This window comes from Streptomyces sp. RLB3-17 (assembly GCF_007113425.2).
In the GTDB taxonomy this organism is placed as follows: Bacteria; Actinomycetota; Actinomycetes; order Streptomycetales; family Streptomycetaceae; genus Streptomyces; species Streptomyces mirabilis_D.
In genome coordinates this window covers 7,506,088-7,532,975 of sequence record NZ_CP041610.2, presented here as the reverse complement: position 1 = coordinate 7,532,975, position 26,888 = coordinate 7,506,088, and the positions used below count along the sequence as shown (strand labels likewise).

Annotated in this window: 22 protein-coding genes, 1 tRNA gene and 1 pseudogene; 2 read left to right on the top strand and 22 right to left on the bottom strand. The window is 68.9% G+C overall.

What is annotated here, in order from left to right:
• Positions 1-16 precede the first annotated feature (16 nt).
• The 17 genes and pseudogenes from FNV62_RS34195 to FNV62_RS34115 all read right to left on the bottom strand — a co-directional run bounded on the left by FNV62_RS34195 (position 17) and on the right by FNV62_RS34115 (position 20,541).
• Positions 17-1,399, bottom strand: coding sequence for an MraY family glycosyltransferase (locus FNV62_RS34195; protein WP_054233228.1), 1,383 nt, complete (start codon positions 1,397-1,399; stop codon positions 17-19).
• A 126-nt stretch (positions 1,400-1,525) separates the two neighbouring features.
• Positions 1,526-2,767, bottom strand: a complete 1,242-nt coding sequence (gene glyA / locus FNV62_RS34190) for a serine hydroxymethyltransferase (protein WP_143602931.1) — start codon at positions 2,765-2,767, stop codon at positions 1,526-1,528.
• Between the two features lie 112 nt (positions 2,768-2,879).
• A pseudogene (locus FNV62_RS34185) lies at positions 2,880-3,107 on the bottom strand (protein-tyrosine-phosphatase); the annotation flags it as partial.
• A gap of 106 nt (positions 3,108-3,213) precedes the next feature.
• Positions 3,214-3,879, bottom strand: coding sequence for a low molecular weight phosphatase family protein (locus FNV62_RS34180; protein WP_054233230.1), 666 nt, complete (start codon positions 3,877-3,879; stop codon positions 3,214-3,216).
• The gene (locus FNV62_RS34175) at positions 3,876-4,523 is read right to left on the bottom strand and encodes an L-threonylcarbamoyladenylate synthase (protein WP_054233231.1); all 648 of its coding nucleotides are present in this window, start codon (positions 4,521-4,523) and stop codon (positions 3,876-3,878) included. The genes FNV62_RS34180 and FNV62_RS34175 overlap by 4 nt, the downstream gene beginning before the upstream one ends.
• 53 nt (positions 4,524-4,576) lie before the next feature.
• Positions 4,577-5,422 carry a peptide chain release factor N(5)-glutamine methyltransferase gene (gene prmC, locus FNV62_RS34170; RefSeq protein WP_054233232.1) on the bottom strand — a complete coding sequence of 282 codons (846 nt, stop codon included), beginning with the start codon at positions 5,420-5,422 and terminating at the stop codon, positions 4,577-4,579.
• Between the two features lie 122 nt (positions 5,423-5,544).
• On the bottom strand, positions 5,545-6,621 hold the full coding sequence (gene prfA, locus FNV62_RS34165; protein ID WP_054233261.1) for a peptide chain release factor 1: 1,077 nt from the start codon (positions 6,619-6,621) through the stop codon (positions 5,545-5,547).
• A gap of 137 nt (positions 6,622-6,758) precedes the next feature.
• Positions 6,759-6,980, bottom strand: a complete 222-nt coding sequence (rpmE, locus tag FNV62_RS34160; protein ID WP_033323852.1) for a 50S ribosomal protein L31 — start codon at positions 6,978-6,980, stop codon at positions 6,759-6,761.
• Positions 6,981-7,165: 185 nt separating this feature from the next.
• Positions 7,166-8,302 (bottom strand): LCP family protein, encoded by a 1,137-nt coding sequence (locus FNV62_RS34155; protein WP_143628117.1) that lies wholly within the window; start codon positions 8,300-8,302, stop codon positions 7,166-7,168.
• A 208-nt stretch (positions 8,303-8,510) separates the two neighbouring features.
• Entirely contained in the window at positions 8,511-10,427 is a 1,917-nt protein-coding gene (locus FNV62_RS34150) for a trypsin-like serine protease (RefSeq protein WP_143651743.1), read from the bottom strand.
• 126 nt (positions 10,428-10,553) lie between these two features.
• Positions 10,554-12,605, bottom strand: a complete 2,052-nt coding sequence (gene rho / locus FNV62_RS34145; RefSeq protein WP_054233235.1) for a transcription termination factor Rho — start codon at positions 12,603-12,605, stop codon at positions 10,554-10,556.
• 388 nt (positions 12,606-12,993) lie between these two features.
• Complete coding sequence (thrB, locus tag FNV62_RS34140; RefSeq protein WP_054233236.1) at positions 12,994-13,923, bottom strand: homoserine kinase; 930 nt, start codon at positions 13,921-13,923, stop codon at positions 12,994-12,996.
• Between the two features lie 468 nt (positions 13,924-14,391).
• Positions 14,392-15,450, bottom strand: a complete 1,059-nt coding sequence (gene thrC, locus FNV62_RS34135) for a threonine synthase (protein ID WP_054233237.1) — start codon at positions 15,448-15,450, stop codon at positions 14,392-14,394.
• 6 nt (positions 15,451-15,456) lie between these two features.
• Entirely contained in the window at positions 15,457-16,746 is a 1,290-nt protein-coding gene (locus tag FNV62_RS34130; RefSeq protein WP_054233262.1) for a homoserine dehydrogenase, read from the bottom strand.
• Between the two features lie 316 nt (positions 16,747-17,062).
• Positions 17,063-18,454 (bottom strand): diaminopimelate decarboxylase, encoded by a 1,392-nt coding sequence (lysA, locus tag FNV62_RS34125; protein WP_143602927.1) that lies wholly within the window; start codon positions 18,452-18,454, stop codon positions 17,063-17,065.
• Between the two features lie 17 nt (positions 18,455-18,471).
• Complete coding sequence (gene nrtL, locus FNV62_RS34120; protein WP_143628113.1) at positions 18,472-19,632, bottom strand: ArgS-related anticodon-binding protein NrtL; 1,161 nt, start codon at positions 19,630-19,632, stop codon at positions 18,472-18,474.
• Between the two features lie 372 nt (positions 19,633-20,004).
• Positions 20,005-20,541 carry a response regulator gene (locus FNV62_RS34115; protein ID WP_079090160.1) on the bottom strand — a complete coding sequence of 179 codons (537 nt, stop codon included), beginning with the start codon at positions 20,539-20,541 and terminating at the stop codon, positions 20,005-20,007.
• Positions 20,542-20,699: 158 nt separating this feature from the next.
• Between FNV62_RS34115 and FNV62_RS34110 the strand changes: the two genes are divergently transcribed.
• A tRNA-Arg gene (locus tag FNV62_RS34110) sits at positions 20,700-20,771 on the top strand.
• 224 nt (positions 20,772-20,995) lie between these two features.
• Positions 20,996-21,907, top strand: a complete 912-nt coding sequence (locus tag FNV62_RS34105) for a hypothetical protein (RefSeq protein ID WP_144315784.1) — start codon at positions 20,996-20,998, stop codon at positions 21,905-21,907.
• A 33-nt stretch (positions 21,908-21,940) separates the two neighbouring features.
• Here FNV62_RS34105 and FNV62_RS34100 read toward each other — a convergent pair whose 3' ends face one another.
• The 5 genes from FNV62_RS34100 to FNV62_RS34080 form a co-directional block, all read right to left on the bottom strand.
• Positions 21,941-23,398, bottom strand: coding sequence for a tyrosine-type recombinase/integrase (locus FNV62_RS34100; RefSeq protein WP_144315783.1), 1,458 nt, complete (start codon positions 23,396-23,398; stop codon positions 21,941-21,943).
• A complete protein-coding gene (locus FNV62_RS34095) occupies positions 23,395-23,586 on the bottom strand; it encodes a helix-turn-helix transcriptional regulator (protein WP_101400676.1) in 192 nt (63 codons plus the stop codon). Before FNV62_RS34095 ends, FNV62_RS34100 begins: the two co-directional genes overlap by 4 nt.
• Positions 23,587-23,902: 316 nt before the next feature.
• Positions 23,903-25,447 carry a YfjI family protein gene (locus tag FNV62_RS34090; RefSeq protein ID WP_225900470.1) on the bottom strand — a complete coding sequence of 515 codons (1,545 nt, stop codon included), beginning with the start codon at positions 25,445-25,447 and terminating at the stop codon, positions 23,903-23,905.
• A gap of 154 nt (positions 25,448-25,601) precedes the next feature.
• Entirely contained in the window at positions 25,602-26,519 is a 918-nt protein-coding gene (locus FNV62_RS34085) for a bifunctional DNA primase/polymerase (protein WP_144315782.1), read from the bottom strand.
• Between the two features lie 83 nt (positions 26,520-26,602).
• On the bottom strand, positions 26,603-26,887 hold the full coding sequence (locus tag FNV62_RS34080; protein ID WP_144315781.1) for a hypothetical protein: 285 nt from the start codon (positions 26,885-26,887) through the stop codon (positions 26,603-26,605).
• Between the last annotated feature and the right edge of the window lies 1 nt (position 26,888).

Sequence of the window (26,888 nt, the reverse complement as noted above, 5' to 3'; positions counted from 1 at the left end):
GGATTCTTACTTTGCGTCAGCGTGAAGATTCGGCTTTGCGCCCTTCAACGAAGCGCGCACGGGGCCCAATGGCCGTCGCTCCGTTGACTCCTGAGACACCCGTGGTGACCGGGGAACGGTGCTCGCGGACGCCCTCTTCCCGCTCCTGGGCCGCCTTCTCGTGGGACGTCGGCTCCTCGTACCCGACGGAGGCCATGGCCGCCTGCGCCTCGGCCGCCAGGGCGACCCTGCGCCGGCGGCGGTAGCGCGGCGGCACCAGGTGCTCGGCCCAGCGCGGGGCACGCGGCGTGAAGCGCGGCAGCAGGAGCAGTACGAGGCCCACCGCGCTGAGCGCCGCGATGCCGAGCACGATCCACATGGACGCCGAGTTCACCGAGAAGGCGAGCGCTCCGAAGGCGATCAGCGCCGACCAGAAGTACATGATCAGGACGGCCCTGCTGTGCGAGTGGCCGACCTCCAGGAGGCGGTGGTGCAGGTGGCCGCGGTCGGCGGCGAAGGGCGACTGACCACGCCAGGTGCGCCGCACGATGGCGAGCACCAGGTCGGCGGCCGGGACCGCGATGATCGTCAGCGGCAGCAGCAGCGGGATGTAGACCGGCACCGTCTGGTGCACGGTGTTGCGCTCCGAACCGGAGAACAGGTTCATCGCGTCCGGGTCGATCTGCCCGGTGATGGAGATCGCGCCTGCGGCCAGCACCAGGCCGATCAGCATCGAGCCGGAGTCACCCATGAAGATCCGGGCGGGGTGCATGTTGTGCGGCAGGAAGCCCAGACACATGCCCATGAGGATCGACGCGAAGAGGGTCGCCGGGGCGGCGGCCTCGATGCCGTAGCTGTACCAGATGCGGTACGCGTACAGGAAGAACGCGGCGGAGGCGATGCACACCATGCCGGCGGCGAGACCGTCGAGGCCGTCGACGAAGTTCACCGCGTTGATGGTGATGACGACCAGCGCCACGGTGAGCAGGGTGCCCTGCCACTGGGTCAGCGCGACCAGGCCGACGCCGGGGATGGGCAGCCACAGGATCGTCAGACCCTGCATGACCATCACACCCGCGGCGATCATCTGGCCGCCCAGCTTGATCAGGGCGTCGATCTCGAACTTGTCGTCCAGGACACCGATCAGCCAGATCAGCGCGGCACCGGAGAGCAGTGCGCGGGGCTCGTTGGAGTCCGAGAAGACCGCGTTGAGGTTCCGCAGATGGTCGGCGACCAGCAGACCGGCGCACAGACCGAAGAACATCGCGATGCCGCCGAGCCGTGGCGTGGGTTCCCGGTGCACGTCACGTGCCCGGATCTGCGGCATGGCTCCGGCCACGATCGCGAACTTCCGTACCGGCCCTGTCAGCAGATACGTCACCGCGGCCGTGATGCAGAGCGTCAGCAGATATTCACGCACGGGCTTCCCCACAGGTCTCGCTGGCCATCTCAGCCCCACACCCTAGCGATGCGCGCATATGGTTGGGGACTTCCGGGTAGCGACGATGGTTGCACGAGTGGCTGTGCACACGTGTGCGTGTACCCCTCACTCGTCCGGATAGGGCGGAAATCTCCCGGCCAGATCCCGTACTTCTTCACGTGCCCGCTTGCTGTCGGCCTCGTCCCGCAGCACCGCCGCGAACAACTTCGCGACCTGCGACATCTCCGCCTCGCCCATCCCCTGCGTGGTCAGCGCGGCCGTGCCCAGGCGCAGGCCGCGGGCGTCGCCGTGGGGCAGCGCGCAGGTGTCGAGGACCATTCCGGCGGCGGCCAGACGGCCTCGTGCGCTGCGTCCGTCGAGACCGAGCGGAGCGGTGTCCGCGGTGAGCATGTGGGTGTCGGTCCCCCCGGTGGTGAGGGCGAGCCCCTCCGCGGCCAGCCCCTCGGCCAGCACCTTCGCGTTGGCGACCACCTGATGCGCGTACGCCGCGAACGCGGGCGTCGCGGCCTCGCCGAACGCGACGGCCTTGGCGGCGATGGTGTGCATCTGGGCGCCGCCCTGGGTGAAGGGGAACACGGCCCGGTCGACCCGCTCGGCCAGCTGGCCGCCACAGAGGATCATGCCGCCGCGGGGGCCGCGCAGGACCTTGTGCGTGGTGGCGCAGACGACATCGGCGTACGGCACCGGACTGGGCGCCGCTCCCCCGGCGACCAGGCCGATGGGGTGGGCGGCGTCGGCGATGAGATAGGCGCCGACCTCGTCGGCGATCGCCCGGAAGAGCGCGTAGTCGATGTGCCGGGGGTAGGAGATCGCCCCGCACACGATGGCCTTCGGCCGGTGCGAACGGGCCAGTGCGCGCACCTGGTCGTAGTCGATGAGCCCGCTCTCCGCCTCCACCCCGTACCCGACGAAGTCGAACCAGCGGCCGGAGAAGTTCGCGGGCGACCCGTGCGTGAGGTGGCCGCCGAACGGCAGCCCCATGGCCAGGACGGTGTCCCCCGGCCGCAGCAGGGCGGCGTACGTGGCGAGGACGGCCGAGGATCCGGAGTGGGACTGCACGTTGGCGTGCTCGGCGCCGAAGAGGGCCTTGGCGCGCTCGACCGCGAGGCGCTCGGCGACGTCGACGATCTCGCAGCCGCCGTGGTGGCGGGCGCCGGGATACCCCTCGGCGTATTTGTTCGCCAGCGGCGACCCGAGGGCGGTCAGCACCGCCCTAGAGGTGAAGTTCTCGGCCGCGATCAGCTGGAGCGTCGTCGACTGCCGCGCCAGCTCCCCCATCAGGATCTCGGCGAGCTCCGGGTCCTGCAGACGCAGAACATCCGCTTCCAGCGTTTGTGTGACCGGCATGGTGGACTCCGGGCCTCGGCGGGGTGCGCTACGTCCAATGTAGAACCGGGACCGGTGGGACGCCCGGTATTACGGCCTATCGGGCGCTCCGCAAGAAAACGCCCACACCGACCTACGCGCGCGCCCGCACCCCCGTCAACGCCGTCACCACCGGATCCAGAGCCTCGTTGATCTCGTCGCCGATCGAACGGAAGAACGGCAGAGGCGCACCGTACGGGTCGAACACCTCGTCCGCCTCCGCCGTCGGGGCCGGCAGCCACCCGCGTAGAGCGGCCGCGGCCCGCACCAGAGCACGGGCACGTTCGACCACACCGTCCTCCAGGGGAGGAAGCGTGGCCGGGACCCAATCCCGCACGCGCCCCTCGCACCGCTCGGCCCTGGCGGGCCTCCCGGGCTTCGGGTCGCTGCGCCGGACTCCGTCCGTCGAACCCCCACCGCGGAGCGGATCAGGCGCGCGCCCGCACCCCCGTCAAAGCCGTCACCACCGGATCCAGAGCCTCGTTGATCTCGTCGCCGATCGAACGGAAGAACGGCAGAGGCGCACCATACGGGTCGAACACCTCGTCCGCCTCCGCCGTCGGGGCCAGCAGCCACCCGCGTAGAGCAGCCGCGGCCCGCACCAGAGCACGGGCACGTTCGACCACACCATCCTCCAGGGGAGGAAGCGTGGCCGGGTCTATGGCGCGGACCAGCCTGGTGAACTCCTTCAGGGTGAAGGTGCGCAGGCCCGCCGAGTGGCCCATGGAGATGACCTGGGCGCGGTGGTCGCGGGTCGCGGTGAGGACCAGGTCGGCCCTGATGACGTGGTCGTCGAGGAGCTCGCGGCCGACGAAGCCGGAGGGGTCCGCTCCGAAGTCCGCGAGGACCGTCTCGGCGTTGGCCTCCATGGGGGCGCCCTCGTGCCCCCAGGTGCCGGCGCTCTCGACGATGAGGCCGCCCCACAGGGGGTCGCCCAGCCGGTCCGCGAGGGCATGGCGGGTCAGCCGCTCGGTGATCGGCGAGCGGCACACGTTGCCGGTGCTGACGTGGAGGATGCGGAAGGACCCCCTGGGGGACCCATTGGTCCCCGTGATCCCCGTGCCTATGCCACGCCCCGCGTCAGGGGCTGTCAATTCGCCACCTCGAGGTCGGGTACGACCTTCCGGAGCTCCTCCGCCGACAGCGCACCCGCACGCAGCAGGACCGGCACCTTGCCGGTGACGTCGACGATCGAGGAGGGAACGTTGCCCGGGGTCGGACCGCCGTCGAGGTACACGGAGACGGAGTCGCCGAGCATCTCCTGCGCGGCGTCACAGTCCTCCGGCGCCGGGTGGCCCGTGAGGTTCGCGGAGGAGACGGCCATCGGGCCGACCTCCGTCAGCAGTTCGATGGCGACCGGGTGCAGCGGCATACGGATGGCCACCGTGCCCCGGGTGTCGCCCAAGTCCCACTGCAGGGACGGCTGGTGCTTGGCGACGAGGGTGAGCGCACCCGGCCAGAACGCGTCGACGAGCTCCCAGGCCATCTCGGAGAAGTCCGTGACAAGGCCGTGCAGGGTGTTCGGGGAGCCGATGAGGACAGGGGTGGGCATGTTGCGGCCCCGGCCCTTGGCCTCGAGGAGGTCGGCGACGGCTTCCGAGGTGAACGCGTCGGCGCCGATGCCGTACACCGTGTCCGTCGGGAGGACCACCAGCTCGCCACGGCGAACGGCGGACGCGGCCTCACGCAGACCGGTGATGCGGTCGGTCGCGTCGTTGGTGTCGTATCGCCGTGCCATTTAGCGGGCCTCCTCGTACACGTACTGCTGGCTGGGGGTCACGATGCGCGCGCTCACGGCATCGCCTTGCGGGCGGTCGCGAACCGCGGCCGGTTGTTGAGGTCCGGGTGATCGGCCGCGTCGGCCCAGCCCCGCTCCTCGGTGAAGATCCACGGCACCTGCCCGCCCTGGGTGTCGGCGTGCTCGATGACGACGACGCCGCCGGGGCGCAGCAGTCGGTGCGCCGTGCGCTCGATGCCACGGATGAGGTCCAGTCCGTCCTCGCCCGAGAACAGGGCGAGTTCGGGATCGTAGTCCCGGGCCTCCGGCGCCACGTACTCCCATTCCGTGAGCGGGATGTACGGCGGGTTGGAGATCACCAGGTCCACCTGGCCGTCGAGGTCCCTGAAGGCCTCCAGGGCGTCTCCCTGGCGCAGGTCGACCCTGGACCCCTCGACGTTCTTGCGCGTCCACTGGAGGGCGTCCTCGGACAGCTCCACGGCGTGTACGCGGGAGCGCGGGACCTCCTGCGCGAGCGCGAGCGCGATGGCGCCCGAGCCGGTGCACAGGTCGACGATCAGCGGCTCGACGACATCCATCGCGCGGACGGCGTCTATGGCCCAGCCGACGACGGACTCCGTCTCCGGACGTGGGACGAACACCCCGGGGCCCACCTGGAGTTCCAGATAGCGGAAGTAGGCGTGCCCGGTGATGTGCTGGAGCGGCTCGCGCGCCTCGCGGCGCGCGGTCACCTCCCAGTAGCGGGCGTCGAAGTCCACGTCCTTGACGGTGTGCAGCTCGCCCCGCTTCACGCCGTGCACGAAGGCGGCGAGCTCCTCCGCGTCGTTGCGCGGCGAGGGCACGCCGGCGTCGGCCAGCCGCTGGGTGGCCTGGGCCACTTCCGCGAGCAGCAGGTTCACGCTGGTCCTCCGGGGCTGAGCTGTTGTCGTACGGCTTGACGAGCAGGGCTTACGGGTAGGGCCTCACAAAGCTGCGTCCGGCCGTCCGGCCGTTGCGCCGTTCGGCCGTCCGCCGTTCCGCCTTACGCGGCCGCGAGCTTCGCGGCCGAGTCGGCGTCGACGCACGCCTGGATCATCGCGTCGAGGTCCCCGTCGAGCACCTGGTCCAAGTTGTACGCCTTGAATCCGACGCGGTGGTCCGAGATGCGGTTCTCCGGGAAGTTGTACGTGCGGATCTTCTCGGAGCGGTCGACGGTGCGGACCTGGCTGCGGCGGGCGTCCGCGGCCTCACGCTCCGCTTCCTCCTGCGCCGCGGCGAGGAGCCTGGAGCGCAGGATACGCATCGCCTGCTCCTTGTTCTGCAGCTGGCTCTTCTCGTTCTGGCAGGAGGCGACGACTCCGGTCGGAATGTGCGTGATGCGCACCGCGGAGTCGGTCGTGTTGACGGACTGGCCGCCGGGGCCCGACGAGCGGTAGACGTCGATGCGCAGGTCGTTCGCGTGGATCTCGACGTCGACCTCCTCGGCCTCGGGCGTGACCAGCACACCGGCCGCGGAGGTGTGGATACGGCCCTGCGACTCGGTCGAGGGCACCCGCTGCACGCGGTGCACCCCGCCCTCGTACTTCAGGCGCGCCCAGACACCCTGACCGGGCTCGGTGGCACCCTGGCCGCCCTTGGTCTTCACCGCGACCTGGACGTCCTTGTAGCCGCCGAGCTCGGACTCGGTGGAGTCGATGATCTCGGTCTTCCAGCCGACGCGCTCGGCGTAGCGCAGGTACATGCGCAGCAGGTCGCCGGCGAACAGGGCCGACTCGTCGCCGCCCGCGCCCGCCTTGATCTCGAGGATGACGTCCTTGTCGTCGCTGGGGTCGCGCGGGACCAGCAGCAGGCGGAGCTTCTCGGTGAGCTCCTCGCGCTGCTTCTCCAGTTCCTTGACCTCGGCCGCGAAGTCGGGATCGTCGGCGGCGAACTCCTTCGCCGTGCCGATGTCGTCCCCGGTCTGCTTCCAGGAGCGGTACGTCGCGACGATCGGGGTCAGCTCGGCGTAGCGCTTGTTCAGCTTGCGCGCGTTGGCCTGGTCGGCGTGGACCGACGGGTCAGCGAGCTTCTTCTCCAGATCGGCGTGCTCGCCGATCAGTTCCTCGACCGCCTCGAACATCTCCGGCTCCAATGGACTGTCCCCGGCTCCATCATGGGCTCAGGGACGTAGGTAAGACGAATGTGGGGGCTGCACCGCAAAGCGCCGGTCCCGGCGCCCCCGTGCCGGGGACGCCGAAGACCGGCGCTGTGGGCTCGCTACTTCTTGGCAGCGGCAGCCTTGCCGAAGCGGGCCTCGAAGCGGGCCACGCGGCCACCGGTGTCGAGGATCTTCTGCTTGCCCGTGTAGAACGGGTGGCACTCGGAGCAGACCTCGGCGCGGATGGAGCCGCTGGAGATCGTGCTACGGGTGGTGAACGACGCGCCACAGGTGCAGCTGACCTGCGTCTCGACGTACTCGGGGTGGATGTCGCGCTTCAAGGTGTCTCCTAGTTTCGGGAGGGCGCCGGGTCGCCACCGCGGGATGCGGGTGCGTGAACCGGAGCCGACGTACCAGTCTGCCAGGACTGGCGCCATCCCCCAAAACCGGGGGCTTGGACGATCTATTCCCGAGCCTGTGTACGGGGCTCGTACGGCTCTCGCCGCGGCTTCCGTACCGGCGGCAGCTACGAGCTGACGACGCCCTTCGCGGTGCCCGTGGCCGTGCCCTTCGTGGCCGCCTTCGGGATCGCGCGGTCGTTCTTCAGGGCGGTCCACACCAGCTGCGCCTTGGCCTTGTCGACGAGGACGCGGTTGGCGTCCGCGCTGTCGTACTGGACCGGCATCGTCACCATGTTCATGTTCGACGAGCTGATGCCCTTGAGGCCGTTGGCGAAGGACGCGAGGTTCTTGACCGTGCCGAGGTCGGAGTCGGTCGTGACGGTCTTGGTCGCGGTGTCGGCGAGGTCGTACAGCTTCGTGGGGCTGGACAGCACGCCGATGTGCTTGACCTGGTTGACCAGGGCCTTGATGAACGCCTGCTGGAGCTGGATGCGGCCGAGGTCGGAGCCGTCGCCGACGCCGTGCCGGGTGCGGACGAGGCCGAGCGCCTGCTGTCCGTCGAGGGTGTGCGTGCCGGCGGTCAGGTTCAGATGGCTGTCGGGGTCCTTGATGTTCTTGGTGGTGGTCACCCGAACACCGTCGAGGTCGTCGATGAGCTTCTGGAAGCCGCTGAAGTCGACCTCGATGTAGTGGTCCATGCGGATACCGGACATGGATTCGACGGTCTTCACCGCGCAGGCGGCCCCACCGGTGGAGTACGCGGAGTTGAACATCACGCCGGTCGCGGCGGCGTGGGTGACACCCTTGGCGTCGGTGCAGGAGGGGCGCGGGACGAGGGTGTCGCGGGGTATGGAGACCACGCTGGCCTTCCTGTGGCCCTCGTATATGTGCACGATCATCGCCGTGTCCGAGCGGGCGCTGCCGTCGTCGGTGCCGCCGCCCAGCTTCTTGTTGCTGCCGGAGCGGGTGTCGGAGCCCAGGACCAGGATGTTCTCGGAGCCGTTGTCGACCTTCAGCGGCCGGTCGGTACCGAGGGCCTGGTTGATGTCGACGGTCTTGATGTTGCCGTTGAGCTTGAAGTACAGGTACCCGGCGCCTGCGCCCCCCAGCACCACGATGCCCGCCGCGGTCCAGGCCGTGATGAGCAGGGCCTTGCTGCGCGTGCTGCGCGGCTTGCGGCGGCTGCCCTTCACGCGGCCACGCGGGGCGCTCGTTCCGGGATCACCCGGTGTGCCGGGTTCCGGCATGCTCTCGGCAGACATGGGCTCCTCTTGTCCTCGTCGCGGTCGGTTACCCCCTGTTTTCAGGGCCAAGCCCGGTCCGGTGCGCCATGTAGTGCCTCATGGTCGCTCCGTACGGTCAGACGGGGAAACTCGGGCAAGGGTTGCACAACGCACTGTGCCCACCGCGTGGCGCGATGGGCACAGTGCGTGACGGGCGAGTTCGGGGAAACCCCGCTCACCTGCGATTTCAGCCGAAGATGTCGTACTGCTTGAAGTCAGTGCCGATCTTGATGGCTGTGGCAAAGATCTCGCTGGTCGCCTTGCCCGTACCGGGGTAGAGGTAGAGCGTGCCGGCGGGCGTACGGGCCAGGAAGTCGGCCTTGCCGTCACCGGTCACGTCGCCCACCGCGTCGAAGGCGTTGTAGCCGGCCCAGGTGCGCACCTTGATCCGGCTGGAGAACGCGCCGGGGCCCGCGTTGCCGGTGCCCTTGAAGAGATAGACGTACGAGCCGGTGTTGCTGCGCGCGATCAGGTCGGCCTTGCCGTCGCCGGTGAAGTCGCCATGGGCGCGCAGGGAGTTGTACTGGTTCCAGCCGGAGCTCACCTTGACGCGGGCCGAGAAGGTGCCGTTGCCCTTGCCCGGGTAGATCCACAGGACACCGCCGGAGTCGACCGAGAGCAGGTCGGGCAGGGCGTCACCGGTGACGTCGCCCGGGGCGACGACGCGGGTGCGGGTCCTCCAGTCGCTGAAGAGCTTGGTGTCGGCCCACTTGCCCGTGGACGGCAGGTAGTGCCACCAGTGGATGTCGCCGTTGGAGGTGCGGCGCTCGACGACGTCCTGGTAGCCGTCCCGGTCGAGGTCCGTCTGCAGGACGACGTTCGACGTGCTCCAGGCGCCCCACGACTGCCGGGCGCCGAACGAGGTGCCGCTCGAGTCCTTCTCGTACAGCGTCTTGGTGGAGGAGTTGCGGACGAACAGGTCGGCCTTGTGGTCACCGCTCAGGTTCGTGTCGTCGACGCGCGGGTAGGCGGCACCGACGTACGTGCTGACCTTGGTGAAGACGCTGTACGCGCCCTTCTGGACGCAGTCCACCACGCCCCAGGAGACGACGCCCACGATGCGGCCGCCGACGATCAGCGGGCCGCCGGAGTCGCCGTTGCAGGCGGAGGTGGTGCCGGTGTCGCTGCCGGTCGCGGGGTTGCCCGCGCAGACCATGTGGCCCTTGATGAACTCGGCCTTGTAGTAGCCGCCGCACGTGGCGTCGGACTTGATGGGCAGCGTGGCCGTCTTCAGGGTCCCGGAGATGTCCTGCGTGGCGGAGGAGGTGCGGCCCCAGCCGTAGAGCGTCGCCTTGGTGCCGGAGGCGTACGAGGCGGTGTCGCCCGACGTCGTCATCCGGATCGGCTTGGCCTTGACGGGTCCGTCCAGCGTGAGGACCGCGATGTCGTTGTCGATGGTCGCCGGGTTGTAGGAGGGGTGGTTCCACTGCCGCAGGACGGAAGTGGCGGTCCCGCCGTGCAGATCGGTTCCACCTGCCGAGGGAAGCTGAGAAGTGCCGGTCACGACGGCGCCGTGGGCCTTCCAGTCGTAGCTCTTGCCGTGCTCGTCCTTGACACAGTGCGCGGCGGTGAGGATCTTCGTCGGCGAGACGACGGAGCCGCCGCAGAAGAAGCCGAAGTCGTCACTGGTGTTGCTGGTGCCCTTGTCGTCGAGGTACCAGAGCTGGGCCATCCACGGGGCCGTGGTGATGGTGGTCGTGGTGCCGCCGATGATCTTCGGGTCGACGGAGGCGCCGCTCGTGTTCGCGCTCGTGCCTGTGCTCGTACCGGTGGTCGCGGTCTTGCCCGAGCCGGTACCTGTCGTACCCGTACTCGTACTCGTACTCGTACCCGTACCCGTGCTCGCGCTCGCGCTCGCGCTCGGCGAGGACTTCCTCGTCGGCCGTCCGGCCGTGCCGTCACTCGCCATGGCCCCGCCGATCCGCTTCTCCAGCGTGGCCAGGCTCGGCGAGGTGCCGCTCGTCTTGGCGAGCGGAGCCGGCTGCGCGGTGGCGGCGTTCGCCGACGACATCAGGAGCGCACCCCCGACGGCCGCCGCCAGTGCCGCCGCCGCGACGGGCACGGCGATGCGTATCCGGCGTCTGTGACGACCGCGCCCGGACATGGACGTATCCACTCAAGTCCCCCCTGAGACTCATACGTTGAAAGAGAGCGCGATCGTACATGTGTCCCAGGCAGCACAAAGGGCCGCCCCCGTCACGGGGAGCGGCCCTCAGCTGTGCGGATGTCGTCAGTCGTTGCCCGGCATCGGCGTCGTCTTCTGGATCTGCAGCAGGAACTCGGCGTTCGACTTCGTCTGCTTCATCTTGTCGAGCAGCAGCTCGATCGCCTGCTGCTGGTCGAGCGCGTGCAGCACGCGACGCAGCTTCCAGGTGATGGCGAGCTCGTCGCTGCCGAGCAGGATCTCTTCCTTACGGGTACCGGACGCGTCGACGTCCACCGCCGGGAAGATGCGCTTGTCGGCGAGCTTCCGGTCGAGCTTGAGCTCGGCGTTGCCGGTGCCCTTGAACTCCTCGAAGATGACCTCGTCCATGCGGGACCCGGTGTCGACGAGCGCGGTCGCGAGGATGGTCAGCGAGCCGCCGTCCTCGATGTTGCGCGCGGCACCGAAGAAGCGCTTCGGCGGGTAGAGGGCCGTCGAGTCGACACCACCGGACAGGATGCGGCCGGAGGCCGGGGCGGCGAGGTTGTACGCACGGCCCAGACGGGTGATCGAGTCGAGCAGGACGACGACGTCGTGGCCCAGCTCCACGAGGCGCTTGGCACGCTCGATGGCGAGCTCGGCGACCGTGGTGTGGTCCTCGGCCGGGCGGTCGAAGGTCGAGGAGATGACCTCGCCCTTCACCGACCGCTGCATGTCGGTGACCTCTTCCGGACGCTCGTCGACCAGGACGACCATCAGGTGGCACTCGGGGTTGTTGTGCGTGATCGCGTTGGCGATCGCCTGCATGATCATGGTCTTGCCGGTCTTCGGCGGGGCCACGATCAGACCACGCTGGCCCTTGCCGATCGGTGCGACGAGGTCGATGATGCGGGTCGTCAGCACGCCCGGGTCCGTCTCCAGGCGGAGGCGGTCCTGCGGGTAGAGCGGCGTCAGCTTGTTGAACTCCGGGCGGCCGCGGCCGTGTTCGGGCGCCATGCCGTTGACGGAGTCCAGGCGCACGAGCGCGTTGAACTTCTCGCGGCGCTCGCCCTCCTTGGGCTGGCGGACCGCGCCGGTGACGTGGTCACCCTTGCGCAGACCGTTCTTGCGGACCTGGGCGAGGGAGACGTACACGTCGTTCGGGCCCGGCAGGTAGCCGGACGTACGGATGAACGCGTAGTTGTCGAGGATGTCCAGGATGCCCGCGACGGGGATCAGGACGTCGTCGTCGGCGAGCTGCGGCTCGTTGGTGGCGAACTCGTCGCGGCCACGACGGCCCCGACGGTCGCGGTAGCGCCCGCGACGGCCGCGGCGGCCGCCCTCGAAGTCGTCGTCGTCCTGCGGGCCGTTGTCACGCTGCTGGCGGTCCTGGCGGTCCTGACGGCCGCCGCCCTGCTGCTGACGGTCCTGACGGTCCTGGCGCTGCTGACCGGCGCCGCCCTGGCCCTGGCCCTGGCCCTGCTGCTGCTCGTCGCCCTTGCCACCGCGGCGGTCACGGTCACGGCCGCCCCGCTCGCGGTCGCCACGCTCGCCGCGGTCACGGCGGTCCCGGCGGCCCTGCCGACCGTCGACGCCGTCACCGGCATCGGACCTGGTCTCGGCGGGGGCCTCGACGGCGACGGCCTTCGGCTCGCTCTTCGCCTCGGCGGTGACCGTCTCGGGGCTGCCGGCCTCGGCCACGGCCCGGCGACGGCGGCGCTCACCCGCGGGGGCGTCGTCGCTGGCCGGCTGGCCGGGGATCTCGATCTGCTGCTGGGCCACGGCCTTCTCGGCCGCGGGCTTCTCGGCGGCCTTCTTCTCGGCGGCCGGAGCGGCGTCGTCGCCGGTACGGGCCTTGGAGGTGGCCCGGCGCTTCGGCTTGGTCTCGGTGGCGGCCTCGGCGGTCTTCGCCGGGGCACCCCCGCCCGCCTGCGCCTCCTTGATGACCTCGATCAGCTGGCTCTTGCGCATCCGCGCGGTGCCCCTGATACCGAGGCCGGACGCGACCTGCTGCAGCTCGGCCAGCACCATGCCCTCAAGGCCGGTACCGCGGCGCCGCCGGGAGCCGGCACCGGAGGCAGGCGAGGCAGAGGCGTCCGTGGCGGGCGCGGCAGCGGTCTCCTCGACACGTGCGCCCATCAGATCGGTGGTGTCGCTCACGAAGGGTCCTTCCCTGGAGCGGACGTCGGCCTGTCTGGCTCGGCGACCGGTTGTGCTGTCCGGCATTGGTCCTTGCTGTGTGGACCGTGCCGGGGCGGTGGTCCGCCAAAGAGGCGGAAGACATATCTGGTGATGACGATTCCGGAGCCGTGGCACTGAATTGCGGTGTCATCGGCACGGTCACGCCGGTTCCGGAGCGTGCTCAGCACTGCTCAGCGCATAGCACCCAATGCATGGCACAAAGCAGTTTGGGAGGCTCCCGGAAGAATGGTTGTCCCGGACGGGGACACGAAGCACCTCGCCATGGTGGGGTCGGGTGCAGACTTGAGGTTAACACTACCGGATCCAACAAACATTCCCCCTCTCCAAATCCGGCAACCGCGCGCTTTTAATGGACGCCCGCCGGGGCGAGCGGCAGAACGCACGCCCCCGCCTCGTCGAGGTCCAGCCGATTGGCGGCCCAGCCCTGACCTGCGAGATGAGCGACCTTGTCGGCGGATTCCTCGTCGGCCAGCGCGAGGACTGTGGGGCCCGCGCCGGAGATCACCGCGGGGATGCCGTCGGCCCGCAGCCGCTCCACCAGCGCCGCGCTCTCCGGCATGGCCGGGGCGCGGTACTCCTGGTGCAGCCGGTCCTCGGTGGCGGGCAGCAGCAGCTCGGGGCGCCGGCTGAGGGCCTCGACGAGCAGTGCGGCCCGGCCCGCGTTGGCGGCGGCGTCGACGTGCGGAACGGTGCGCGGCAGCAGACCGCGCGCGGTCTCGGTGAGAACCGGCTTTCCGGGAACGAAAACCACCGGAACGATGGAATCGGCAGGGTCCATCCTGATCGCCCGCGCGGCTCCGGCCTCCATCCAGGAGAGCGTGAATCCGCCGAGCAGACAGGCCGCGACATTGTCGGGATGGCCCTCGATCTCCGTGGCGAGCTCAAGAAGCGCGGTGTCGTCGAGTTTGCTGTCGCCGCCTATGGTCACGGCGCGCGCGGCGACGATTCCGGCGCAGATGGCGGCCGAGGAGGAGCCGAGGCCCCGCCCGTGCGGAATGCGATTGGCGCAGACGATCTCGAGGCCGCGCGGTTGTCCGCCCAGCAGATCGAAGGCGGTGCGCAGGGAGCGTACGAGGAGGTGATTCTCGTCGCGGGGCAGCGTCTCGCTGCCCTCACCTGCGATGTCGATGTGCAGCCCGGAGTCGGCCACCCGGACGACCACGTCGTCGTACAGCCCCAGTGACAGGCCGAAGGCGTCGAAGCCCGGCCCGAGGTTGGCGCTGGTGGCGGGGACGCGCACCCGGACGGCGGCGGCGCGGAACGCTGGACCGGCCATCGCTCGATGACTCTCCTTGAGCTGCGTGATGTACGAGATTTTCGATGTGCTGCGAGAGGGACTGCGTGTTTCGGATGAACTCGGATGAACTGAGAGAGGGACTGCGATACGTACGGAAGACCCGGAGACCGCAGTGACTGTCCTGACTGCACCGACGGCGCGGCACCGCGGCATATGCGGCGGGCGGGTTCGGTACAGCCTATCGAAGGAAGGTTCTGTGGCGACATAGGGCGCACAGGAGGCGCACGATGCGTGTCGTAAGCCCCCCGTGCACCCCCTGTCGGGTTGCGGTAGGGGTGGCCTCGGCAGGGGCCGGATTCCGCCAACTTCTGGCGAATTCCGCCCGCCGCTGATGGCCTCTGACAGGCTCCGACGGCATTTGGCGGATGTACGCCAGGCGGCTTCACGCCACTCTGCCCACCCCGCCGTCCGCCGGTCCGAGCCCCTTTGCCTTACGGCCCTTTTGCCTTACGCCAGTCCGAGCCGCTCCGCCGCCGCGGCCGCGTCCACAGGAACGGTAACCGGCTGCGGGGCGCCCGCAACGGCCCAGTCCGGATCCTTGAGCCCGTTTCCAGTGACCGTGCAGACGATCCGCTGGCCGGGGTCGACCTTGCCCTGCTCGGCGGCCTTCAGCAGACCGGCGACCGACGCGGCGGACGCGGGCTCGACGAAAACGCCCTCCTGTGCGGCCAACAGCCGGTAGGCGCGCAGGATCTCACGGTCCGTCACCTCGTCGATGAAGCCGCCGGACTCGTCCCGAGCAGCCAGCGCGAACTTCCACGAGGCAGGGTTGCCGATGCGGATCGCCGTGGCGATCGTCGACGGGTCCTTGACGACCTCGCCGCGCACGATGGGCGCGGAACCGGAGGCCTGGAAGCCCCACATGCGCGGGGTGCGCCCGGCGATGCCGTCGGCGGCGTACTCCGTGTAGCCCTTCCAGTACGCGGTGATGTTGCCCGCGTTGCCCACCGGCAGGACGTGGATGTCGGGCGCGTCGCCGAGCATGTCCACGATCTCGAAGGCGGCGGTCTTCTGGCCCTCGATGCGCACCGGGTTGACCGAATTGACCAGCGCCACCGGGTAGTTGTCGGACAGCGAGCGTGCGAGCGTCAGGCAGTCGTCGAAGTTGCCGTCGACCTGGAGGATCTTCGCCCCGTGCACGAGGGCCTGGCCCATCTTGCCGATGGCGATCTTGCCCTGCGGGACGAGCACGGCACACACCATGCCCGCGCGCACGGCGTACGCGGCGGCGGAGGCGGACGTGTTGCCCGTGGAGGCGCAGATGACGGCCTTCGCGCCCTCCTCCTTGGCCCGCGTGATGGCCATGGTCATACCGCGGTCCTTGAAGGACCCGGTCGGGTTGGCGCCCTCCACCTTCAGGTGGACCTCGCAGCCCGTGCGCTCGGAGAGCACCTGCGCGGGCACGAGCGGCGTACCGCCCTCACGGAGCGTCACGACCGGCGTGCTGTCGGACACCGGAAGCCGGTCCCGGTACTCCTCGATGATTCCGCGCCACTGGTGGGTCATTGCTGGTTACTCTCCTTCAACCCGCATGATGCTGGCGACACCCCGCACGGTGTCGAGGCTGCGCAGCGCCTGCACGGTCCCGTTCAGGGACGCGTCGGACGCTCGGTGGGTGACGACGACGAGAGAGGCCTCGCCGTCCTTGCCCTGCTGGCGCACCGTATCGATCGATACGCCGTGCTCGGCGAAAACGGTGGCCACCTGGGCGAGAACACCAGGTTTGTCCGCCACGTCGAGGCTGATGTGGTAGCGCGTCACGACCTCACCCATGGGCGAGACGGGCAGCTGGGTGTACGCGGAGTCGCCGGGCCCGGTCGCGCCGCTGAGCCTGTTGCGGCAGACGGCGACGAGGTCACCGAGCACGGCGGAAGCGGTCGGGGCGCCGCCGGCGCCCGGCCCGTAGAACATGAGCTGCCCGGCGGCATCCGACTCGACGAACACCGCGTTGTACGCGCCGCGCACGGAGGCGAGGGGGTGGCTCAGCGGAATCATCGCCGGATGCACGCGCGCCGTCACCGATCCCCCGTCCGCCGCCCGCTCGCAGATGGCGAGCAGCTTGATGGTGCAGCCCATCTCCTTCGCCGAGGCGAAGTCGGCGGCGGTGACCTCGGTCATGCCCTCGCGGTACACGTCGTCGAGGCGCACACGCGTGTGGAAGGCGATTCCGGCGAGGATGGCGGCCTTGGCGGCCGCGTCGAACGCCTCGACGTCGGCGGTCGGGTCGGCTTCGGCGTACCCGAGCGCGGTGGCCTCGTCGAGGGCTTCCTGATAGCCGGCCCCGGTGGAGTCCATCTTGTCGAGGATGAAGTTCGTCGTCCCGTTGACGATCCCCATCACGCGGTTGATCTTGTCACCGGCGAGGGACTCGCGCAGCGGCCGGATCAGCGGGATGGCGCCGGCGACGGCGGCCTCGTAGTAGAGGTCCCGGTCGTTCGCCTCCGCCGCCGCGTGCAGGGCCGCCCCGTCCTGGGCGAGGAGCGCCTTGTTGGCGGAGACGACGGAGGCGCCGTGCTCGAAGGCGGTGGTGATGAGGGAGCGGGCGGGCTCGATACCGCCGATGACCTCGACGACGACGTCGATGTCCCCGCGTTTGACGAGGGCGGTGGCGTCGGTGGTGACGAGCTCGGGGTCGATGCCCTCGCGCACCTTGGAGGGCCGGCGGACGGCCACGCCCGCCAGCTCGACGGGGGCCCCAATCCTGGCCGCGAGGTCGTCGGCGTGCGTCGTCATGATGCGCGCCACCTCTGAGCCGACAACCCCACAGCCCAGCAGCGCCACCTTCAGCGGACGCGTACGCATCATCCGACCTCGTTTCCTCATACCGTCTACGGTTGGACCAGTCTCACTCACCGGACGGGAGTTTCTATCCCTGGTCCGGATCGTGAGACATCTATTTCATTTTTCCGACAGGCGGCGGCAGGAGATCTTCCACCTGCGCCGACCGTCCGTTCCGACGTCGATCAGCCGGTCGTTCCGACCTCGACCGGCGACGGACATTCCGGCCGCGACCGGCCACGGTCATTCCTCCCTCGACCAGCCACGGACACCCCGGCCTCGACCAGCCACAGCCATTCCTCCCTCGACCCGCCACGGACACTCCTCCTCGACCGGCCGGTCATCCGACGTCGAGGCGCAGGAGGTCCTCCTCCGTCTCCCGGCGGACGATCACCCGGGCCTCGCCGTCGCGCACGGCGACGACCGGCGGGCGCAGGGCGTGGTTGTAGTTGCTGGCCATGGACCGGCAGTAGGCACCGGTGGCGGGTACGGCGATGAGATCGCCGGGGGCCAGGTCGGAGGGCAGGAAGGCGTCCTTGACCACGATGTCGCCACTCTCACAGTGCTTGCCGACGACACGGACGAGCATGGGCTCGGCGTCGGAGGTGCGCGAGACGAGGGCGACGCTGTACTCGGCGTCGTACAGCGCGGTCCGGATGTTGTCGGACATTCCCCCGTCGACGGAGACGTACGTCCGCAGCCCATCGAGCGGCTTGATGGTGCCGACCTCGTAGAGCGTGAAGGCGGTGGGCCCGACGATGGCCCGCCCCGGCTCGACCGAGATCCGGGGCGTCCGCAGCTTCGCGGCCTCGCACTCCCGCGTGACGATCTCGCCCAGCGCCTTCGCGATCTCGTGCGGCTCGCGGGGATCGTCGTCACTCGTGTACGCGATGCCGAGACCACCACCGAGGTCGATCTCGGGCAGCTCGACCCCGTGCTCGTCACGAACGGCGGCCAGCAGCGACACCACCCGCCGGGCGGCGACCTCGAACCCGGCCATGTCGAAGATCTGCGAACCGATGTGCGAGTGGATGCCCACGAGCTCGAGCCCGTCGAGCGCGAGCGCCCGCCGCACCGCCTCCGCGGCCTGCCCGTCGGCCAGCGCGATCCCGAACTTCTGGTCCTCGTGGGCGGTGGCGATGAACTCGTGGGTGTGCGCCTCGACCCCCACGGTCACGCGGATCTGCACCCGCTGCCGCTTGCCGAGGGACTGCGCGATGTGGGCGACGCGGACGATCTCCTGGAAGGAGTCGAGAACGATCCGCCCGATCCCGCTCACGATGGCGGTGGTGATCTCTTCCTCGGACTTGTTGTTGCCGTGGAAGGCGATGCGGTCGGCGGGCATCCCGGCGGAGAGGGCGGTGGCGAGCTCACCGCCGGAGCACACGTCGAGGTTGAGCCCCTCCTCGTGCAGCCACCGCACGACGGCGCGCGAGAGGAAGGCCTTCCCGGCGTAGAAGACGTCGGCGTCGTGCCCGAAGGCGGTCCGCCAGGCACGGGCGCGCTCGCGGAAGTCGGTCTCGTCGATGAAGTAGGCGGGGGTGCCGAACTCCTCGGCGAGCCTGGTCACTTCCATCCCGCCGACGCTGACGACGCCGTCGTCCGTACGGCTGACGGTGTGCGCCCAGACCTTGGGGTCGAGGGCGTTGAGGTCGGCGGGTGGCGCGCTGTAGTGGCCCTCGGTGAGGACATCGGCGTGACGGGGCCCGGCGGGGTGTGCGGAACGGCTCATTTTTCTCTCACAGACGGTCACAGATAGTCAGGGGCGCTGATGCCGAGCAGGGACAGGCCGCCGGCCAGCACCGTCCCGGCGGCTTCGGCGAGCGCGAGCCGGGCGCGGTGGGCGGCCGAGGGTTTCTCGTCGCCGAGCGGCAGCACGGTGTGCTGGAAGGCGAGGAGGGCGTCGGCGGTGGTGACGAGGTGCCGGGCGAGCCGGTCGGGCGCGCGGTGCAGGGCCGCCTGCGTCAGCACGGCCGGATACCCGGCGAGCGCCCCGACGAGCTCGCCGCCGCCGGGTACGTCTTCGGGTACGTCACCGGGGTCGCCGGTGCAGCCGAGCGCGGCGGCGTTGCGGATGAGGGCCCGGGTGCGGGCGTGGGCGTACCGGACCCGGAAGAGGGGGTTGCTCTCCCGCTGCAGCAGGTGATCGGCACTGATCCGCGGCCGGTCGTGGGACGCGGGGTGCAGCAGGGCCCACCGGGCGGCGTCGGGGCCGAGGGGGGTGGGGTCTTCCGGGGCGGGGGTGGGGCGCAGGGTTGTGATCTGGGGGCGCGGGCGGTGGAGACGGTGGGGGCGCGCGGGATCGGCCTGCGGCGCGTTGGTGCGTGGGGGCTCGGCGGGCGAGGGGTCATTGCCCGCTGTCTTGGCCTGCGAGGGGTCGGTGCCGGCGGGCTCGGCGCGCGAGAGGTCGGTGCCCGCGGGCTCGGCGCGCGAGGGATGGATATGGATGTGGTGCACCTCCGCACGGCCGCCCTGGGTGGCCACGATCCGTACGAGCGTGTCGGCGACGACTTCGGCCCTGATGTCGTACGGGATCCGGAGCGGGACGATCTGCCCGGCGAGGATGTCGCCGTGCCCATAGGCGTCACGTCGGCGCTGGATCTCCCGTACGAGTGAGGCGCCCGCGCCACCCCCCAGCCGAATGTTGAGGAACCCCGGCCCGGTGATCGCGACGTCGGCGACACCTTCGCTGCGGGTGAGGTGGGGCCGCAGGATCTCCGCGACCTGCCGAGCCGGCCTCCCGGCGGGCCGCGCCAACTGCAACGCGATGTTCGTGGCGTAGTCCCCACACCCACCCGGCCCCGGCGGCGTCACCACCGCCCGCACCGGCACGACCACGCTCAGCTCACCCTCGTCCACGGCACGACGCACCGCGCGCAGCACGGTACGGGAGAGCTCGACGGGGGTCACGGGACAAGCGTAGGGGAGGAGGGGGGTGGGTAGGCGACTCCATTTGGCAAGGGTCCGGGATGTGGACGGGGCACGGAGGGCGAGGGTGTTCTCACTGACAGAGGGGTCGCCGTCCACGTCGTTGAGCGTCGGCCGTGGTGTCGGAGGACGCGCGACGGCATGGACGGAGTAAGGGGTACGGCAACACGGACGGAGTGCGGGAAGGCCGGCGAAGTGGCGCCGGAACGCAGGACGGCCGCATCCGGGCGACGGACACCCGACCACTCTCACGCAACACCGATCACAGACACACGGATCACCGACACATGGACGGACACGCGCTCGCACGGGAGCCCACCGCCGACTCCTCGCCCTCAGCGGCGCGGCGCCCGCTCAATGACCGGCGCGCTGGGCCTCCTCGGCCCCGAGTTCCTCGGCGCCAAGCGCATCGGGACCGAACGCTTCTCCACCAAAGGCACCGCCACCACCGCCCCCGCTCCCCCTCCGCTCCATCAACTCCCTTACGACCCGCACGAGTTCGGCAGGCTCAAAGGGCTTGGCGAGAAAGGCGTCAACGCCGACGTCGAGCCCGCTCTCGACCTCGTACTGCGTACAGGCACTGACGATGGCGAGGGGAAGGTTCCGGGTCCGGGGGTCGGCACGCAGCCGGGCGGCGGTACGCAACCCGTCGAGCCGAGGCATGACCACATCCAGGGTCACCACATCGGGCCGCACGTGATGCACGACGTCCAGGCATTCGGCACCGTCGGCCGCGGTCACGACCTCGATGCCCTCCAGCTCGAGGTTGACCCTGATCAGCTGCCGGATGACCTTGTTGTCGTCCACAACAAGCACCCGGCCGGACGCGCCTGGCACAACTCGAGAGTAGGTCCGCGCCCACCGCGCCGTCCGGGTTTTCCCCACTTCCACCCCCGTGCGGGGGTCCCGACCACCCCCAGGACACCCCTCGCGGACGCCTCCACTCCCCCTCCCTCGAACACCGCCCCGCCCCCACATAAACCCATGCCAGTCCCCCACGAAAGAGCTGGTAGGGTTCTACCCGTCGCCGCGAACACCGCGCCCGACACGCCCCCGTAGCTCAGGGGATAGAGCAACGGCCTCCGGAGCCGTGTGCGCAGGTTCGAATCCTGCCGGGGGCACTTCGCCTCAACCAGCACAATGATGCGGTTGACCAGCGCAGATGCCGTGCATGAAGAGCGGGAGCCAGTCTCACTGGGTCCCGCTCTTTGTCGTTGCTGCGCACTGATCGCGATAGACCTGCGATAGAGCGGGCCGGTCCCACCACAGCGTGATCGCAGAACCCTACGCCTCACCCGTGGACCACCCCTACGATGTGGTCCTCACAGAGACAGGGAGTGAGCTCATGATGATGCTGCACCTCGCAGCCAACCAGGGTCTTTCAGATCTGCAACAGAAGTTCGTGGTCGCCCTGGTCAGCGCAATCATCGGAGCAAGCACAACCCTTCTTGTCCATTTCCTTAAAGCCAGGTCCGAGCCACGAAAGAGAATTTCTTGGGACTCCAGTACCGATCCGGGATTCGCGGCGATCGACGATCCGGAGATCCGAGATAAGTTGAGCATCACATACGGGCACGTGGCCGTGAAGAACATCTTTTCAATCAAATATAAAATCTCAAATACGGGCAACCGAGTCATCAAGGACCAGCAGGTCCGATTCTCTTTCCCGGAAGATACTCAAGTACTCGAAGCATACCTGTCACCGACCCCAGAGCCGGAACTCAAAGTCGAGCGCACATCCTCCCCAAACCCTCGCGACGTGATCTATAAAATTGGCCACCTGGAACGCGAACAAGAAGTGCAGTTCAGGTTCGTGGCAGCCGGAGAAACCGCGAATAAATGGAAGGCCGTGCCCTCGAACGAAGAGGGCGACGTAGACGTACAGAAAAGGGGAGTCGCAGAGAAAAAAGAAGACAGGACGCATGTAAAGCCGTTTGTAATCTCTGTTTTCCTTTTCTTGACCGTTCCCTATGCCTTCAGTTCATCCTTGATTGATGAGCCGATCGCAGAATCCCTTGCAACGATTACGCGATTCACCTTCCTCGCCTATTCACTCTTCCATCTCTCACCTGTAGCACGGACAGTTCGAGACATGCTAAATAAAGCGGACGTAACTCCGAGTCAAAATACGTTCAACGCCTCGGCTCACGACACTGGAACCATCGTTTTGGTCGGCACAGGGGACATCAACGGCGGCGTTGACTTCCATGGTCAACCTAAGCCATCAAACAAGAAGCAGAATGCGGGCGAGGAATAAGCAGCTACCATTCCCCACCCGCATCAACTGCCACTATGAGCCCGAACCTCCTTCTGGCCAGTCGAGTTCCCTTTCGATCTTCTTGTTCATGGCCTCCTCCTGGCCGTAGATGCACCCCTCGTAGACGCGGTGGATCACCTCGGGCGAGTTGCCCACCCGACGGGCGACCTCGGCCACGGGCACGCCGGCGTTCAGCCACGTCGTAATGCAGGTGTGCCGCAGGTCGTACGGCCGCCCCCCGAGGATGGACGCCTGAAGGTCCGGCGAAAGCGCGTACTCCCGAGCGTCCCGCCACACACGCCAATAGGTGCTGCTGCCCACGAGACCGCCCCGCTCGTTCGTGAAGAGCCGCCCGTCCTTGGCCGTGCCGAATTCCTTCAGGTGGGCGCGGAGCATGGCCACGAGCGGCGGGGGGATCGGGACTGGCCGGTCTTCCTTGGCCTCCCTCGACTTCAGGCCGCGCTTGTCGTGGCGCTCTCCGCTGTCTGTCCACTGCTTGCCAGACACGGGGTGCGTGTCGTGGAGCGTCAGAACGCCCCACCCCTTCTCTGGGAGGAAGCAATCAGCCTTCCTGAGTCCCACAGCCTCACTCGGGCGGAGCCCGGCGAAGTACATGACCGCGTAGAAGCCCACCAGACGCCGGCCCTTCTTGCGGTCCCATGTCCCGACGTAGGAGACCCCGGCGAGGAGTTGAGCAGCCTGCGTCTTGTTCACGAGAACACGGGGGTCCACACGGTCCGATGAGGAACTCTTCACCTTTTTGATGGCGGTGAGTGGGTTCTCCGTCAGAAGCTTGCGTTCGATCGCGTATTCAACCGCCGTGTTGAGCGCGCGCCGACGGCGACGAGAGGTCTCCCCCGCCGCGGGGGTACCGTCCAGTTTGAAGGAGATCCGATACTGAACGTCGCGAAGAATCTTCGGGTCTTCCAGTGAGGAGACGAGAAGCGATTTCTTGGAGATCCACCCGTAGGCGTCTTCAAGTTCCTCCGACGGGTCAAGTTCGGCGTTCTTGGGAATGACCGCCCACCGAAAGGCGAGACGGAGTTCTTCCGGTGACGGCATTTTCTGTTCCTGCTCCACCATTGCCAGCGTCACCGCTGCAAGCCCGTCGGCGATGCCCTCACGGGTCTTGGCCGCGGCGGTTGGCCAACGCATCGCCATGTACTCGCGGCAGAATGCGAACCAGGGAAGTTCCTCACGGGCTTGCTCCGCAGTGGCCTCGGCCCGAACCTCGGATTCAGGAAGTCCGTCGGTGATGCGGAATGCCTCACCACGGCGCATTGCTTGCCACAGTTCAGATCTGCGGCTCTCTGCGAGAGCCACCGTGGCGAAGGTGGCGCTACTGACCTTTCCTCCGACTTTCCAACGGAGTTGGTGGGGACGGGTCTTGCTCTGCGCCTTGGTCACCTTCCATAGGCGCACGTCGAGCGAAAACCCGTCCGGGGCCGGGCTGTTGTTCTGCTCGGCCCCGTTGCCGGTGTCTTTCGTCACGCGCTCTCCTCCAGCGTCTGGAGCCACCGACTCAGTTCGGACCGGCGGATGCGCACCGCGCCGTTCGGGAGCTTGATGGACTTCGGGCCCTTCTTGTACTGCCGCCAGCGGTAGAACGTCGCTCGGGGTACGCCTATCTCTTCGATCACTTCGGGGATGGTCAGCATCTCGTCGCGGGGCTTGGCCACGACTCCTCCTTGGGCGAGAGGGCAAGGGAAGGTGGTGGGACCAGCCGAGAGCCGCCACAGAAACCACGAAAACCACAGAAACCCTGTATTGGCGGGCTGACCTGCGGTGATGCCGCGCGGTGGGGGCTGCCACAGAAATCGCGGAAAGTTCCACAGAAATAGGCGGCCGCTCCGGCCGGGGTCGGTGCCGGGTTATTTCTGTGGCTTCTCGGTTGGTTTCTGTGGCAGCGCTCCGCGAGCCCCTGACAGGGCTGTCTGTGCTGGTCAGAGGCTTGCCGGGGTTATTTCTGTGATTCTGTGGTTTCTGTGGCGGGGGTCAGGCGGTCGGGTCGGTCAGGCGGGGGTGGATGAGGTAGCGAGGGGAGGGCGGCCGGCCGCGTCCTCCGCTGCGCTGGACGGCTTGGGCGCGCACGTAGCCGTGGTCTTCCAGCAGGGCCAGCACCGGATCGAGGTCGTTGGCGGTGCGGAACTCGGAGCGGGAGAGCTTGACCATCAGGTCCCGCTTGCTGACCTCACGCCACCCGTGGGTGTGGAGTACTTCCAGCACGGTGCGGGCTCGCTCGACGATGCGGTCGGCGCCCATGGAATCGAACGCGGCGAGGCTGTGGCTGATGAAGTACTCGGCCAGCGCGATCGCGTCGCGCATGGTCCCTTCCACCACGGGCACCGTGTGCCCTTTGGTGAGGTGTTCGGCGAGGTGGAGCAGGGCGGCCATGCGCGCGGTGGCGCCGACCAGCTTGCCGCCCCAATCGCCGATCTGGCCCATGATGCCGCCGCGGGCTTCCAGCATCGGTTCCACCCGTGCCTGAAAGGCTTTCAGAGCGGCGACCGCCTCGGGGGTGAGCTGGATGAGGGCCGGATCGGTCCACTCTGCGAGGAACAGCGTCAGGTCGAGGACGTGACGCCGGTAGGTCTCCATCACCTGCTCGGGGATGGGGTCCGGCTCGATCTTGCGGCGGCCGACCAGCGACTCAGGAACCGAGTAGAGGAACCTGCCGAGCAGGCCGCGGCCCTTGAACCCGTCCTGGCGCCCGATGTCGTCCAAGACCTGCGGCTGCACGCACAACCCCATGGTGAGGGCGGGGTGTTCGATGTACTCCTCTCGGGTCTGCCGGTCGACCTTGAGGCGGTCGCCGGCGTGGCCTTTGAGGAAGACACCCATGTTGGGCTTGCCGGAGTAGCGTCCGGCGATGATGTCGAAGATGTCGCCCTCCGCGGACATGACGGAGATCCGGCCGCCCTGCTCCGCCATGCGGGAGGTGACCGTCTCGGCGGTGGTGTCGTCGGCGAGCAACTGCGGTTTGGCCGGCACGGTGACGCTGTCCGCGGTCTGCGCCAGCGCGATCGCCGTGGCCACCAACTGATCCCGCTCGTCCGAACTCGCGGATGCCGCCTTGGCGGTGGCCTTGTCGGCTGCCTCCTTGGCGAGACGGGCAGTCATCTCGGCTTCCACGATGGCCGGTTGGACCAGCGTGCGGAGCTGCTGTTCAGCCTCATACAGCGGGTCGGTGAGCAGGCCGAACACGGCGGACTTGCGGTTGGCGGGCGGCAGCGAGACGACGACGTAGAGGTTGGTGGGCTCGCGCCAGTGTCCGCGCACCTGCACCACTGCCCTGCCGCCGGCCGCGGTGGCGAGCACGGACAGGGCGATGCATCCGGCGAGGTCGACGGGGGTCTGTGTCTCCTCGGCGACCGCGGCCACGAACTCCCGCAGCCACCCCGGAAGGGAGGCGGTGGGGAAGGGGGCGAGCTTGCGGGGTCCGGCGAGGGGAACGGGGTCCTCCCACACGGGGGCGGGCGGCTCGTCGAGGGTGGGCAGTCCGGCCCACAGGTCGGTGCTGTCCACAGGCTGTGCGGTCATGAGGCTGCCCTCCCTTCGGTGGGATCGCCGTGCGAGTCAGAGCCAAGGGCAGTGCGGACGCCTTCGGCGACGTTCCTTCGGTCGCCTACGGTGGCCCGTGGTGCGGCCTGTATGACGTTCTGAGGCTGTTTCAGGGGATTGAATGGCTTATAGGTCATGCGGCGTCCCTCTCGGCCGCGCTGAGGCCGTTGGTGACCGCGCGGCGGGCGTAGGTCTCGGGGACGCCTACCGAGACGGCGGCGGCCACGATCTCTCCCCCGATGGCGTCCAGTCCGCACGGGCCGGGGCACGCGGTGTGCTGGGCGGCGAGGAACCGGGCCACGCCGAACGCCTGTGATCCGGCACCGGATTCGACGCGGGCGCGCACGAGAGTGAGGCCCCGTTCCAGGCCGGTGCGGACGTAGCCCTCGGTGTGGCGGCATCCGGTGGCAACCGTCCGGTCCCACGTGGCGCGCTCGGGGAGGGAAGAGACCACCTCCCCGCGGGCGGGGGTGGTCTCTTCCTTCACCACCAAGGCGCGGACGGCAGACGGCAGATCGTCCATGTGGCCCGTACCCGGACCGAGCCAACGGGCGTACGACATCAGGGACTTGATGTCGACTCCCGCCCGGACCGCGTTGTGCGACCCCATGACGCCCCGGTAGATCCAGTGCTCACCGCGCGTCGTCGGCACGGTTCGGGTGGCGGGCAGGGTCTCGCGGGCCCATGCGACGGCCGCCGCGTTGTCGAGGTCGACCACGGTCAGCCTCGCCCCGCCGGGGTGGTAGCCGACGCACACCGCACGCTCCCATGCCGCCACCCACAGAGGGGAGACGACGACGTTCCGGTCGGTGGTGGCGGCAGCCCAGGCGTGGCAGGGGGCAGGGCAGCGGCAGGTACCCGCGCGCTTCATGTTCGGCCGCCCGCCGCACGCGTTCTTGGCGCACGCGCGGCAGTTCCCGAACGGCACCTTCCCGTCCCGCAGAGGCAGCACCGGCACACCGGCCGCCGCAAGGTACAGCGCGGTGCGCAGATGACTACGGTCCTGGTGGTCCGCGCCGTGGGGGCGCGGGGTCTTGCGGTCAGGTGTCATGCTGAAGGTCTCCTGTTCTGTCGAAGGGACGGAGAACCGGGGCGGTCGCGGTCTTTGGCGAGAGGCGACCGCCCCAGCCACAGCTAGAGGTCGGTGAGCGCGTCGGTGGGGATCTCGTAGACGTTGATGACCTCGTTGACGCCGGTCCAGTAGCCGGGCGTGTAGCGGACGTAGCCGACGTGCAGCGGCGTGCCGTCGTAGGCGCTGGTGGCGTACACGTGCACGGCGTCCACGACCTTGCTGGGCTGCTTGCGGGCGCTGCGGATGGAGGCGGCGGCCTCGTGCGCGGTCAGCCGGATTCCGCCGCTGCGACGGTCGTCGATGTGGGTGTACTGGGTGGCGCGGCGGGCGATGGTGCTGCGTGCCATG